10 protein-coding genes are annotated in these 14,609 nt (G+C 27.2%); 2 read left to right on the top strand and 8 right to left on the bottom strand.

Translation table 11 applies throughout. The annotated features are described in order from the left end of the window. Positions 1-14: 14 nt before the first annotated feature. A complete protein-coding gene (gene yfmF / locus KGF45_RS06790) occupies positions 15-1,280 on the bottom strand; it encodes an EF-P 5-aminopentanol modification-associated protein YfmF (protein WP_227829185.1) in 1,266 nt (421 codons plus the stop codon). A gap of 303 nt (positions 1,281-1,583) precedes the next feature. Here yfmF and ychF point away from each other — a divergent pair, with 303 nt between their 5' ends. Next, on the top strand, positions 1,584-2,681 hold the full coding sequence (gene ychF / locus KGF45_RS06785; RefSeq protein WP_227829186.1) for a redox-regulated ATPase YchF: 1,098 nt from the start codon (positions 1,584-1,586) through the stop codon (positions 2,679-2,681). A gap of 276 nt (positions 2,682-2,957) precedes the next feature. On the opposite strand, the gene KGF45_RS06780 is transcribed toward ychF, so the two are convergent. The 3 genes from KGF45_RS06780 to KGF45_RS06770 all read right to left on the bottom strand — a co-directional run bounded on the left by KGF45_RS06780 (position 2,958) and on the right by KGF45_RS06770 (position 8,275). Next, entirely contained in the window at positions 2,958-3,998 is a 1,041-nt protein-coding gene (locus KGF45_RS06780) for a GNAT family N-acetyltransferase (RefSeq protein WP_227829187.1), read from the bottom strand. A gap of 258 nt (positions 3,999-4,256) precedes the next feature. Further along, the gene (locus KGF45_RS06775) at positions 4,257-6,524 is read right to left on the bottom strand and encodes an EAL domain-containing protein (RefSeq protein ID WP_227842052.1); all 2,268 of its coding nucleotides are present in this window, start codon (positions 6,522-6,524) and stop codon (positions 4,257-4,259) included. 296 nt (positions 6,525-6,820) lie between these two features. After that, positions 6,821-8,275, bottom strand: coding sequence for a UDP-N-acetylmuramoyl-L-alanyl-D-glutamate--2,6-diaminopimelate ligase (locus KGF45_RS06770; protein ID WP_227842049.1), 1,455 nt, complete (start codon positions 8,273-8,275; stop codon positions 6,821-6,823). A gap of 154 nt (positions 8,276-8,429) precedes the next feature. Between KGF45_RS06770 and KGF45_RS06765 the strand changes: the two genes are divergently transcribed. Then, complete coding sequence (locus tag KGF45_RS06765) at positions 8,430-9,308, top strand: AraC family transcriptional regulator (protein WP_227842048.1); 879 nt, start codon at positions 8,430-8,432, stop codon at positions 9,306-9,308. A 200-nt stretch (positions 9,309-9,508) separates the two neighbouring features. On the opposite strand, the gene ptsG is transcribed toward KGF45_RS06765, so the two are convergent. The 4 genes from ptsG to KGF45_RS06745 form a co-directional block, all read right to left on the bottom strand. Continuing rightward, a complete protein-coding gene (gene ptsG / locus KGF45_RS06760) occupies positions 9,509-11,590 on the bottom strand; it encodes a glucose-specific PTS transporter subunit IIBC (RefSeq protein WP_227842046.1) in 2,082 nt (693 codons plus the stop codon). A 289-nt stretch (positions 11,591-11,879) separates the two neighbouring features. After that, positions 11,880-12,722: a BglG family transcription antiterminator LicT gene (gene licT, locus KGF45_RS06755; RefSeq protein ID WP_227842044.1), complete on the bottom strand. Its 843-nt coding sequence runs from the start codon at positions 12,720-12,722 to the stop codon at positions 11,880-11,882. A gap of 258 nt (positions 12,723-12,980) precedes the next feature. Beyond that, positions 12,981-13,814, bottom strand: a complete 834-nt coding sequence (locus tag KGF45_RS06750) for a hypothetical protein (protein ID WP_227842040.1) — start codon at positions 13,812-13,814, stop codon at positions 12,981-12,983. 207 nt (positions 13,815-14,021) lie between these two features. Beyond that, positions 14,022-14,591, bottom strand: coding sequence for a cation:proton antiporter (locus tag KGF45_RS06745; RefSeq protein ID WP_227842038.1), 570 nt, complete (start codon positions 14,589-14,591; stop codon positions 14,022-14,024). Positions 14,592-14,609: the final 18 nt, after the last annotated feature.

Below are 14,609 nucleotides of genomic sequence, written 5' to 3'. Positions count from 1 at the left end.
AGACATCTCCTCCATTAATTTCTTAAAAAGTATACAGTATCAAGTTCTATATCTTTTACAGCTTCGACTATATCTTTTTTAGTAACTTTTTCTATACTATATATTATGTCTTCTACTTCAGAATTTGTCTTTGCCATAGACTGAGAAAAAGCAAAATCAGACATTCCACCTATATTATCTGTTATAGATTTCATAGAGTTAACTAAAGCAAGCTTACTATTTTCTAACTCTTCATCAGATATATCTCCTGCTTTTAGACTTTCTAATTGTTCTTTTATTAATTTTACAGCTTTATCATAATCTTTAGTTTCTATTCCAGATGATATAAGCATAATGCTTTTATACTTCTCTATTGAAGAGAAAATATAATAGCATAAGCTTTCCTTTTCTCTTACATTCACAAACAGTTTAGAGTGTGGCCCACCACCTAATACATTACTTCCGACCACAAGAGCATAGTATTTATCATTATCTACATAATCTACATTTGCTCTATACCCCATAACTAACTTACCTTGAGTTATTTCCATTTTTTCGTCTACTACTTTTACTTCATCTACATGTTTTATGAAATCTTCTTTTGGTATATCTATAATATCTTCTCTTTCGAATTTTAAATTCTTGCTTATTATGTCTACAACCTTATCTTCATCAAAATCACCTTCTACAACTATGTCTATTGGAGATGTTTTAAGTATATTTCTATAATGTTCATATAGGTCTTTTGATGTTATATTATCTATTTCATCTTCATAACCAAACTCACTTATACTGTATTTTTCATTTTCACACATAGCTTCTATACATTTATCTTGTGCATATTCTTTTTTATCATTTATTATTGATTGTATCTTATCTCTTAAATTTTCTTTTTCAATATTTAAATATTCTTCTTTAAATCCACCATCCACAACAAGTGTATTATTTATTACTTCATTAAAAAATTCTACTACTTCTTCAAATATGTTTTCATCTAAATACTTTTCACTTATATTAATTATTTTAAAACTTAGTACTTGACGCTCTCCACGCTTTACAGCATCAGCTCCCATAGATGAACCATATAAATCATCTAGTTTATTGGATATTGCTCTAGCACTAGGATATTTTTCACTTCCGCTTGCTATTATTGATGGTATCAAAGCATTTTTTGTAGTTTCTTTTTTATCCAACAATCTCTGAACATACAAACTTATAAGATTTGATTTAAACTTTTCTGTTTTTATCAAAGTTAGATTAATATTATTACCCAAATTTATTATTTTCTTAGTATTAACCATATGTACCTCCTATTTTTTATTTAAACATCAATTTTAAAATTGAAATTTATTCATTTTTGATTGTATATACTTATATATAAAAACCTTCTATTTAATTATATCCTTTTTATTATTTTCTAAAAGTAATATTTTTATTTAAAAATTATTTAGACCATTCTGCTTTAAAGTCTAGTTTACAAGCTTCATATATATGATGTATAATCAATATGTATGTCTATAATTAAAACAATTTTACAATCCTATAGATTGATTGTTTAAAGTTATATAAAGAATATAAAAAGAATAAGAGAGAGGACGATTAATATGAAATTAGGTATAGTTGGTTTACCAAATGTAGGTAAAAGCACACTATTTAACGCAATAACTCAAGCAGGTGCAGAATCTGCAAATTACCCTTTTTGTACAATAGACCCAAATGTTGGAGTTGTATCTGTTCCAGATGAAAGATTAGATAAACTAAAAGAATTGTACAACTCTGAAAAAATAGTTCCTACTGCCATAGAATTTTGTGACATAGCTGGTTTAGTTAGAGGGGCTTCTAAAGGAGAAGGCTTAGGAAATAAATTTTTATCACATATAAGAGAAGTTGATGCAATCGTACATGTTGTCAGATGTTTTGAAGATGAAAATGTTATACATGTAGATGGTTCTGTTGAACCACTTCGCGATATAGAAACTATAAATTTAGAATTAATTTTCTCTGACATAGAGATTCTTGAAAGAAGAATTCATAAAACTCAAAAAGCCGCTAAAGCTGATAAAACTTTAGGTTCTGAACTTGATTTATTAAATTCAATCATGGCTACTCTAGAAAATAGTAAGTGTGTAAGAACTATGCAATTTACAGAAGATGAACAAATCTTTGTAAATTCATTAGATTTACTTACATCTAAACCTGTAATATACGCTGCAAATGTATCAGAAGATGATTTAGCAGATGACGGAGAGAGTAATAAGTATGTTCAACAAGTTAAGGTATTTGCAGAAACAGAAGATGCTGAAGTTGTTGTTGTATGTGCACAAATAGAAGCAGAAATTTCTGAACTTGATTCTGCTGAAGAAAAGAAAGAATTTTTAGAAACACTAGGGCTTGAACAATCAGGGCTTGATAAACTTATAAAATCATCTTATGCCTTACTTGGTCTAATTTCATTCTTAACAGCTGGTCCAAAAGAGGTTAGAGCATGGACTATAAAGCTTGGAAGTAAAGCACCTCAAGCAGGAGGAAAAATACATTCTGACATAGAAAGAGGATTTATCAGAGCTGAAACAATTGCTTTTAATGATTTAGTTGAACATGGTACTATGGCAGCTGCTAAAGAAAAAGGATTAGTTAAATTAGAAGGTAAAGAATACATAGTTAAAGATGGAGATGTAATATTATTTAGATTTAATGTTTAAAATGTTTATTTATCTACAATCTTAACTATTGTATTGTAATAAAGAAATTAGAATAATAGAAATTTCTATTATATTATAATAGCTATTTAGATTTTATAAAAAAGAGAGTTTTTCTAATTGATTTTTGAAAATCATAATAGAAACTCTCTTTTTTATAAAAATAAAATATTCTATATTTTAAATAAAAAAATATAGAATATTAAAAAATAAAACTTATAAAACTTCATTTTACTATTTCAAACTTTAAATTCATGTTTAACCAAAGGCTTGTTCCTTTTAAAAATTATATAGTATTCCTACAGAAATTATAATTGTCAACAATGAAAGTACTTTACTGTAATCCCAAATACGCTTTCCACCAAAACATCCAAATGGATAAAAAGGTATACTATGAAAAAGTAAAAAACTTATCCCAAAGGAAATAATATATTCATAAAATTCTGATTGTTTGTCAAATACTGCTACTACTAAAATAAAAAGTAGTACTCCTAACCACTCAAACAATCCTTCAATCCCCATACTACGTCTAAATGTAGTACTCCTCTTATACTCTGTTGGATAAAATCGACCTACCACTGGCCATATACCACCCAAAATTGTAATTAATAATGATATCAACAAACCACCTCTTGTAGCAATAAACTTCCATTTTTCAGATGAAATCAGGGTTGCAATTAATCCACTAAGTAAAGATACAATCAGTAATGAAAAAAACGCACCTACTCTGACAGCAAAATCATTAAAATTATTGCTAAAAAATAAAATAGGAAATGATATTAGTAAGTTTAAGACAATATAGATTCCTAATTGTTGAATTGATGAGCTATTTTTTCGTGATAATGTGCTCCATAAATGAAATCCAGAAGCAATAGCAAGTGTACTATTAAACCACAATCGTATTGTACTAATTAGCCCATAGTTTTGTAACATTTGTGTAAAGCTTATAATATGATATCCATTATTTTCAAACAACTTCCATGATGCAACATTATCGTCCTTCACAGTAGCAGTCGTAGTTTCACAACCTTGTTCTTTTAAAAATATGGTTACTTTTTTGTAAAGCTCACCTCCTATTCCCTTACCTTCATGTCCCATCTTTACATATGCTGTTTCTACATATCCAATTTTTTTGCCATTTTTTGCTGGAAAAATTTTATAGGAAGCCATACCAACAATATGACCATCTATTATAGCAAGAAAAGCATTTTGAGGCTTTTTAAATGCCATCCCTTCAACCAATCCAAAACTAGATTTACCAATTTTCCAAACAAGCGTTCTTTCATCATTTACCATTTCCCGAATTGTTATATTACTCAAAAATTTTCCTCCCTTAAGTACTTGAATAATTGCTGATATCCTTAGATTCACAAACTGTTATACTCAAATTAAAAACTTCTACCCATAGAAAAATTATATCTCTTTTAGAAAATATCATATGCTCCATATAATGTAAAGTAATACTCTAAACCTAGTTCATATTTTTATACTAAGGTGTTCTTACATAAATAAAGTGAACTTTGACTACACAAAGTTCACTTTCCTTACAAATCTTTATTTTATTTTGTACTAAGCTTTTTAATCTGTACTTATACCTTCAATATCATTCCTATTTAATATCAACTTTTCGTATTCTTCTATTGGCATTGGCTTTGCAAATAAAAATCCTTGAGCCATATCACATCCTATAAATCTTAAAAACTCTGCTTGCTCTAAGGTTTCAACTCCCTCTGAAACAACTTTTATATCAAGTTGCTTTGCCATCTGAACAATGCTTGAAACCACAATTTGACTCTTTTTTGTTTCTTCTACTGTTATAAAAAATTGTCTGTCTAATTTCAAGACATCAATTGGCATATCTTTAAGCATATTTAAAGAAGAATAACCTGAACCAAAATCATCCATAGATATTTTAAATCCTACAGACTTTAGATTTTGCATTATTTTAAACAACATTTTTGTATTATCAAATATTGCACTCTCTGTTAGTTCAATTTCAATTAAATTTGGTTCAATATCATATTCTTTTGCAATGTTTTCAAACTTCTCTATAAAGTCAGGATTTTCAAGATGTACTCTTGATAAATTTACTGATATAGGAAATCTAGGCAAACCTTCATTTTCCCAACGTTTAAAGTTTTTACAAACTTGAATAAATACAAACATATCTAATTCTGTTATAAAACCATTCTTTTCAAAAATAGGAATAAACACACCTGGACTTATTAATCCCTTTTTTGGATGTTGCCAACGTACAAGAGCTTCAGAACCTACTATTTTACCTGTTGATAATTCAATTTTAGGTTGAAAGTATACCTTAAATTGTTCATTTTTTAAAGCATCGTGCATCTCTTGCTCAATATCACGTTCTTCTATAAGAGTTTCCTTTAAATTCTCAGCATAAATTTCATACACTTTTAAGTATTTTCTTTTTACTGTAGTCTTTGCAATCATAGCTTTATCAAGACAAGTAGATATATTTGTTTCTCCATCTTCAATAAAATATACTCCTATAGATGGTATCAGATTAAGTTCCACCTCTAAGCTAGTTTTTATCATAGATAATTTTTTACGCATAATTTCACATATCTCTATAACTGATTCTTTATCCTTCTTTTTTTCAAATATTATAGCAAAATTATCATTTGAAATTCTTGAAAATACAGACTGTTCTTTAAACATATTTTCAATCATCTCTGCAATTTTTCTTAATACTCTATCTCCCTCTTCATATCCAAATCTATCATTTACTAACTTAAATTTATCTATATCAAAATAAATTAAAACTAGATTCTTTTTCTCATGAGTGGATAAAAATTTACCACCTTCCAGATTAAATTTATTTGAATTTCCAATTCCTGTAATGCTATCTTTAAATGCAAATTCTTCTAATCTTTCCTTGCCCTTTTTTTGCATAATCAAGATATAAATTATTAATGATGTAAATATCACAATTAAAACTATACATGCTGATAGTGTAAGTTTTATAATAGCATATGATTTTTCAGATACAGCAGTTCTAGGAACTTCAGAAAAAAGATACCAATCATTAATTCCTATTGGAGCATAACTTAAATAATATCCTTTTCCAGACATATTATAACTTAATGAACCTGATTTAGAATTTTTTATATTTAACTTCATATCATTAAGAGTAGATTTTGATAAGGCATTACTTTTATTTATATATGAAAATAAATTTTCCATATTAGAATTTGCGTTTTTACTACTTGGATTTAAAACAATATCACCACTACTATTAGCTATATAAGAATATCCTTTTCCATTAAACGTTGGTACAGAGAGTATCTTTTCATATAACTTTGTACTATGTGTAGCAAATATAACACCAATAATCTTGTTCCCCTTATAAATTGGTACAGAGTACACATTAATGTCTTTATAGTCTTTTATTACATCTTTTAACTTACCTGTTATGACTACTTCTCCTTGCATTGACTTGGAAAAATAATCTCTCTTAGAAAAATCTTCTACATAACCATCTGTAGTATATGCCATACCATCTGGTAGAATAACGCCCATTCTTTTAAAGGAGCTATTGACAGATTCTCTTTTAAGTATTGAAAGAATATTGTCCAATTCAAAAGATTCTTCTCCTTCAATACATATTGAAATTGATTGTAACAATTTTATATCGCCATTAATTTGTTTTTTTAACACATTGACACTTTGATTTGCTATTTCTGAAAGATATTGATTCGTTTCCTCACCCAGTGTCTTATTCAACTTCGAACCATAAATCAAACAGGAAATTGTAACTACTAAGATACTTATGATAGCAATTATGGATAAACCCTGCCTATTATTTTTTGCATCACCCAACATCATGCTTCCTGCCTTTCCGGAATCTATATGTATATAATTATTATTTTATATTAATTATTCTAACAAATTTACGACAATACTTATTTTTCCATATTTACTGTAATTATACAAAATTATCAACTTTATTACAATAAAAAATTAATTAATATAAGTAATACAATTTTAATAAATTATATTATTTATATTAAGGGTTACTAACATAATTTGTATTAATGTCCACTAACATAAAAAGAATATAATATCAAAATAATTTTGATATTATATTCTTAAAATATATATTTTATTAAATTTTTACCTTACATTTTACTTAAACATTCATTGGCAACCTCTTTATCATCAAAATGATGCTTAACTTTACCTATTATTTGGTAATTTTCATGCCCTTTACCTGTTATAATTACAACATCATCTTTTTTTGCCATACTTATAGCTTCTTCTATAGCTTGCTTTCTATCAGCAACAACATGATAATTTTCTTTTTCCTTATCTATTCCTTCAAGTATATCCTTTATTATTGCTTCTGGTTCTTCAGTTCTTGGATTATCAGAAGTTACAATACATATGTCAGAATATTTTTGTCCAATAGCACCCATTAAAGGTCTCTTTTCAGTATCTCTATCTCCACCACATCCAAATACAGAAATTATTTTTCCTTCTGCAAATTGTTGAGTTGTTTTTAATACATTTTCAAGTGCATCAGGAGTATGAGCATAATCAACAATTACACTTATACCTTTATCGTTTGGTACTGTTTCAAACCTTCCTGATACTCCACTAGAAAGTCTAAGACCTTCTTTATATACTGGTTTAGGTATGCCAAGTATATAACAAGCAGCTATAACAGCTAAGGTATTATATACTGTAAACATTCCTGGAACTGGTATAAATATAACTTCTTCATAAGAAGGAGTTATTAATCTATAAGATACACCATCTGAATCTGATTTTATATCTCTAGCCATAAAATCAGCATTATTTTCAACTCCATATGTGTAACAAGGAACATCTATACCTTTTATATTTTCGTATATCTTTTTACCACCCTCATCATCTATATTTATTATGTTTGCCATAGTAGTCTTAAAAAATAATTTTTCTTTAGCTTTTCTATAATCTTCTAAATCTTTGTGAAAGTCTAAATGGTCTGGTGTTAAGTTTGTGAATATTCCCAGTTTAAAGTCGGTTTCATCAACTCTATTTAATGCTAATGAGTGTGATGAAACTTCCATAGCACAGTAATCACATCCATTATTTAACATATTACTAAAATGATATTGTAAATCTATACTTTCTGGAGTTGTTGAATTAGAAATAATGTCTTTTTCACCATCAAATATTTTTATAGTACCGATAAGACCAACTTTATTTTTATTCAAAGTTAATATTTCGTTTAGTATAGTAGTTATACTAGTTTTTCCGTTAGTACCTGTAACTCCTATAACATTAAATTTTTGTGATGGATGATTATAAAAATTGTCAGCTATCTTTGCCATATCTTCTCTTGTATTTTTTACTTTTATAAACGTATATCCTTTTATGTCTACATCTTCTTCAACAATAAAAGCTTTTGCTCCTTTGTTTATAGCATCTTTTATATACTTATGACCATCTGACACAAATCCTTTTATACATACAAATAATGTACCTTCTGTAACCTTTCTTGAATCATATTGTACATTATTAATATCTATATTTAATTCACCTTTGACACTGATTATATCCAACCCCTGTATAATATCATTTAATTTCATAAATGCTTTCCTCCCTTTAAACTCTTTTTGCTAAAATTACACTTCATGTAATATTATATTAAGAATTTTTTACTATGTGAATGGTTAAAAATGCTTGAAATATTGCAAAAAATGCTCTATAATTCTCTATAATATAATCTAAGAGAGGTCTTTTATGAAAACTACAGACAATAAAATTGGATACTTAAATGATAATTTTAAAATATTTAGTATCAGAGATAAAAAAGACATAGAATTTGAATACCATAATCACGATTTTAATAAGATAATTATATTTATAGATGGAAATGTCACTTATTTTGTTGAAGGAATTCCATATAAACTAAAACCTTGGGACATACTTTTTATTAGCAATAATGAAATTCACAAGCCAGTTATTGATTCAAATGTATTTTATGAAAGAATCGCAATATGGGTTAGCCCAGAATTTATGAAAAAAAACAGTGATAATACTAGTGATTTAGAAAAATGTTTTAAGATAGCCACAGAAAATAAATGTAATCTACTACGTTTAAATATGCATGACATTGAATCACTCAAACTTTTTATTGAGCAAATAAATATTTCTGAATCTAGTAATGAATTTGGAAATGAAATACTAAGAAATACCTTGTTCATACAGCTTATGATATTTTTAAATAGAATTTTCTTAAAAAAAGAGAACATAGAATCTATAGAAGATGTATTTTACGATGAAACTATAAAAAAAATATTAAACTATATAAACTTAAATATAGAGAATAAACTTTCTATAGACAGCATTGCATCTGAATTTTTTATAAGCAAATATTATCTTATGAGAAGATTTAAATCTCATACTGGAACATCTATACACAATTATATAATTCAAAAAAGATTGATTTTAGCTAAGTCACTAATAATCAATGGTTATCTTATGAGTGAAGTTTGTAATAAATGTGGATTTAATGATTATTCTAGCTTCGTAAGGGCATTTAAAAAGTATTATGGCGTATCTCCTAAAAACTATACAAACAATAAAAGCCCTTTAGATAGTACTTTGTTAGATGAATAAATAATTATTATAAATTTTATTTCAAAAAAATTAGAGGTATTAGTATATCTATTTTACTAATACATCTAATTTATTGAAATATAAATCATATATTTTTATTAATTAAACTAAAATATATAACTTTAAATCATGCTTATATAATTACTCAACTTCATAATGTTTTAATTATACACATTAATATATCTATTCAGTTAATATGTCTATCCAATTTTTTCAATACTACCTTTTAATATACTTACACGATTACTTTCTTTTGCTGTAACTTTTCCCTTTTTAATATTTAACTTCTGATTTTGTTCTAAATTCGTAAACACTACTGGACTCATTGTTGATAAACCATTTTTTTCAATATATTCTAAATCCATCTTAATCAGTTTATCCCCTGACTTCACTTCATCTCCTACATTTACAAATACTTCAAACCCATTTCCCTCTAAGTTTACAGTCTCTATACCTAAATGTATAAGTATTTCTACTCCAGTTTTTTTAGATTTGATTATTATTGCATGTTTAGTTGGAAATACAACTCCAATAGTTCCATCTACTGGTGAATAAATTAATCCATCGTCAGATTTAATTGCAAATCCATCTCCCATTAATTTACTTGAAAATACAGAGTCTGGAACTTCTTCTATATCTAAGATTTCTCCATTTGTCAATGAATAAATTTCTTCTTCCACCAAAGTATCGCCTATATTAGTGTTTTCTATGTTATTATTTTTTTCCGTTTTCTTTTTATCTATATTTTTAATATCAGTCTTTTCAACCTTTACTTTTCCCTCTATTATATCTTTTATATTAGATTTTATTGCATCTGATTTTGGACCAAATATAGCTTGAACATTGTTTCCAATAACCATTACGCCTGCTGCTCCAAGTGATTTCAACTTTTCTTTATCCACTTTATCTATATCATTTACAACTAATCTAAGTCTTGTTATACAAGCATCTAAACTTTTTAAATTTTCTTTATTTCCTAAAGCTATTAGTATTTCTGATGCCAACTCATCTTTTGACATTTCACTAGTCTCCACACTAGACTCTGACTCATCTTCTCTTCCTGGTGTCTTTAGGTTAAACTTTCTTATCATAAATCTAAATACACTATAATATAATACTGCAAATCCAATACCTACTAAAATAGCTAGATACCATGGAGTTCTATTAGGAAGTACACCAAATAGTAAGAAGTCTATTAATCCGCCTGAAAATGTGAATCCGATTTTAACTCCTAATAGTTGCATTACTGCATATGATAAACCTGAAAATAAACAATGTACTACAAATAATGCTGGTGCAACAAATAAAAATGCAAACTCTATTGGTTCAGTTATTCCTGTTAAAAAAGATGTAAGTGCAGCTGATGCCATTATTCCTGCTACAAACTTTCTCTTTTCTGGCTTTGCTTCATGTACCATAGCAAGTGCTGCTGCCGGAAGACCAAACATCATAAATGGAAATGCACCTGTCATAAAAGTACCTGCTGTGAAATTTACCCCATCTTTAAGTTGAGCAAAAAATATCTTTTGGTCACCCATTACAAGTTCACCCGCTTTGTTTACATATTCTCCAAATTGATACCAGAATGGATTATGGAAAACATGATGTAAACCAAAAGGTATTAATAATCTTTCTAGAGACCCTTCCATAAATGCTGCTAATGTTTGATTTGCTTCTATAACATTTTTTGAAAAACTAAGTAACCCTTCTTGTATTGGTGGCCAAATAAATGATAATATGATTCCTATTACTATTGCGACTAATGATGTAACAATAGGCACAAATCTTTTACCTGCAAAAAAGCCTAAGTATTGAGGTAGTTCAATTTTATAAAACTTTTTATAAAGATAAGCAGCTACTATACCTATTATGATACCTCCAAATACACCTGTTTGAATTGTTGGTATTCCAACAATACTTGCATACATAGAATTATCTATCATATCTTCTGTGACACCTGCCATAACACCCATAGACGTATTAAGGATTAAAAAACCTACTATAGCTGCCAATGCTGCTACACCTTCGCCTTCAGTTAGACCCACAGCTACACCAACTGCAAATATAAGAGGCAAGTTATTGAATATAATTTGCCCTGAACTTTCCATTATACTTATTATAAGTTGAAATGTAGGATTTGCTAGTGCTGGAAAATGAGCAAGTAACGCATCTCCTGCTAAAGCATTACTTACACCAAGCAATATACCTGCTGCTGGAAGTAATGCAACTGGTAACATTAAAGATTTTCCTACTTTTTGTAAAACACCAAATATTTTTTTCATTTACTTCTCTCTCCTTATTATTTTATATTTTTTAAATAAAAAAGACTTAAGCTTATAAAAAATTACACTAGTAGTTTTAACCCTAAAAATAAATCTCATGTTAATATAAATAAACCTATATCAACCTAATTTTAGAATTAAAAATAAACTGTTATAATTTTTTTATAAACCTAAGTCTTGCCTGCATTATCAGTAACAACCTTAATGTTTTAAAATTATTATATTTCTATTAAATTTTACACAGTATCTTAAGTACCGATATTTAATTTATATTTATTTAGTAATATTATTATGAATTCAACACAGATATAACTCTTTTAATATGTAGTGTTAAATATAATAGTTCATCTTGACTTACATAGTAATCATAATTTTTCTCTACATGTGTCTTTATTTTATATGCACAATTATAATCTTTTTCATACTTTATCTTGATTATATCTACAATATCATTATTAGTATCATTGAGTTCCTCTCTTTTTACTAATCTATTTGCAAAAAACTTTAAGTGTGTAAGAAGTCTATCATAATTTATATCATCTTCTTTAAACTCAACTCTATAATAATATCTTATAATATTGAGTATGTCTTTTACAATTTTAGTAATTAACAGGGATTCCTTTGAACTGCCTTTATAGTTTGAATTTACTATGTGCATAGCTATAAATCCTGCCTCATCTAAAGGAAACTCTACATTAAATTCTTTATTTATATAATCTACAGCCCATTTTCCAATTTCGTATTCTTTTTTGTGAATTCTTTTTATTTCATGTAGTAAATCATTTTTTATAGTTATATTTTCATGATATCTTTTAATTGCAAATGCAATATGGTCAGTAAGTGCTACATATATGTACTCATAAAGCTCAGTATTTAAAATGCCTTCTGCATGAGCAATTACCTCTGTGCTCACCTCAAAAAACTTTTCATCAACCTGGCTTGCTAATTTTCCAATTTTATCTATAAAACTTTCATCTTGTGTTACAAAGGTTCTTTCAATTTTACTTTTATCTACTTCTTGACCCTTCTTTTTTTGAAATCCTATTCCACATCCTGTTAGTATTAATTCTTTTTTTTGGTTTTCATCTAAAACTAATACAACATTATTATTGTAAATTTGTTGAATAATCATAATCAATATCTCTCCCAAAATACAATTTCCCTTATTCATAAAAAAACACCTAAATTAAGATACAATTCACCTGTATATCTTAACTTAGGTATTGCCTGCTTCCCAGTAACAATCCAGTTTGTTAACGCTCATAAATATTGTATTCAATTTATAGCTTTATTCTATTATAAATGATTATATATGTCAAGCAAATTATTGAAAACTATTTCCTATTTTTTTAGTACCAATAAAATTTAAACATTATACAGTTTATAATTTTCATTCTATCATCATCATTTCATCATAAAGAATATTTTCCAATAATTCTTTAGCTACTTCTCTTGATATTTGTTTACTTTCAACTAATTGTTGAATACTATCTCTTTCACTTTGTATTGCCATTAATCTATAGTATCCTACTTTTGCTTCAAATTTATCATCATTATGAATTTTTCTAGTTAACCAATTTAAATAACGATTGTAAAATCTAATTACTATTAATGATTCATGCCTATTATCTTCATTAATATTTTTATTTATAAATGATATAGCTGTCTTTGTAGAAAGTGCATATGCATGGTGAAACTCTTTAATTAGCTCCTTATTTTCAGATATTATTTTTGTAATCTTTTCTTTTACTTCTGTTTTTACTTTTCTATCTATAATCCACATACTTACTTTTAATTTTACAATCTTAAATATTGATTTTTGGACAGATTTTCTCGACTTCGTAATATAAAATCTATATAATTCAAATGCTCTCCCAGAAATTTTTCCATCATTCAATAATTTATTAACAGCTATTAAACCTTGATTATCTTCCTCTGCAATCATCATATTTATGATTTTGTTATCTGGAGTATTTAATATCCCTTTTTCTAAATCTACTAACTGCTCATTTAAGTCATGTATTACTGGCTGTACCTCTTGAGCTTTTTCATTGCTAAGTTTTAAAATAGCCTCTTTTAAAATTAATTTATATGCCTCTCCATCAGACAATAAGTTTTCTGACTTTTGTACATTCTTTTTTAATAGTATTGGTAATAAAACTGTTGCTAGTAATAAACTTATAAGTATGACTTCTGATGATATAAACAAAACAATATCTCTCATTGGAAACATATCTTTATTGTCTAGGTAAAATGGTATAGACAGAGCAGTTGCAAGTGTAAATGTACCATGAACACCACAAGTAGCAACTATTAATGAATATTTCCATCTAGAAGTATCATCTTTTTCATCTTCTTCATTCTTAAATCCTAAAAAACCTATAAAGAAATTATTTAAAGGATTTTTCTTAGTTTTTATAAAAGAACTATGCTATAAATATACCCATATAAATCTTATAATAAATAAAATAACTACAATTAAAATAGCAATAAAAGTTAAATTTAATGCTATTTTTTCGTTTTTAGTAACAATTCCTTGATATATACCTGGTAACAAAAAACCAAGTAATGTAAAAACGAACCCATTTAATACATACTCTAAAACATACCATGTATTATCTGATATTATTCTCAATTTAGTGGTTGTATTTTGTAAATGTTCTTTTTCAATTCCATGGGCTATACCTGCCATTACAACCGTTAAAATTCCAGATATCCCCAACTCTTCTGACGCAAAATATACAAAAAGTGGAGTCATTATCTGTATAACTATTACCATTGGGATTTCTTCTAAATTCCACTTATGCAAACTAAGTCTTATGTTTATAATTACATATCCTAAGATACTTCCTACTATTATGCCTCCAAGTGCAGTAATCAAAAATTGAATACCTACTTCTTTTATTGAAAAAAAGCCTGTAACAGTAGCAAGTACTGCAACTTTAAATGCTACTACTCCTGCAACATCATTTAATAGCGATTCTCCTTCAAGTATATTCATCATATTTTTAAGAAAATC

It is taken from the genome of Clostridioides sp. ZZV14-6154, assembly GCF_020657785.1.
Lineage (GTDB): Bacteria > Bacillota > Clostridia > Peptostreptococcales > Peptostreptococcaceae > Clostridioides.
This window is presented reverse-complemented; position numbering and strand designations above follow the sequence as displayed.

Excerpts from the sequence above, each read along its gene's own strand:
- licT (WP_227842044.1), bottom strand. The coding sequence starts at position 12,722 with ATGATTATTCAACAAATTTACAATAATAATGTTGTATTAGTTTTAGAT.
- KGF45_RS06750 (WP_227842040.1), bottom strand. The coding sequence starts at position 13,814 with ATGAGAGATATTGTTTTGTTTATATCATCAGAAGTCATACTTATAAGT.
- KGF45_RS06745 (WP_227842038.1), bottom strand. The coding sequence starts at position 14,591 with ATGAATATACTTGAAGGAGAATCGCTATTAAATGATGTTGCAGGAGTA.
- yfmF (WP_227829185.1), bottom strand. The coding sequence starts at position 1,280 with ATGGTTAATACTAAGAAAATAATAAATTTGGGTAATAATATTAATCTA.
- KGF45_RS06765 (WP_227842048.1), top strand. The coding sequence starts at position 8,430 with ATGAAAACTACAGACAATAAAATTGGATACTTAAATGATAATTTTAAA.
- ychF (WP_227829186.1), top strand. The coding sequence starts at position 1,584 with ATGAAATTAGGTATAGTTGGTTTACCAAATGTAGGTAAAAGCACACTA.
- KGF45_RS06775 (WP_227842052.1), bottom strand. The coding sequence starts at position 6,524 with ATGTTGGGTGATGCAAAAAATAATAGGCAGGGTTTATCCATAATTGCT.
- KGF45_RS06770 (WP_227842049.1), bottom strand. The coding sequence starts at position 8,275 with ATGAAATTAAATGATATTATACAGGGGTTGGATATAATCAGTGTCAAA.
- ptsG (WP_227842046.1), bottom strand. The coding sequence starts at position 11,590 with ATGAAAAAAATATTTGGTGTTTTACAAAAAGTAGGAAAATCTTTAATG.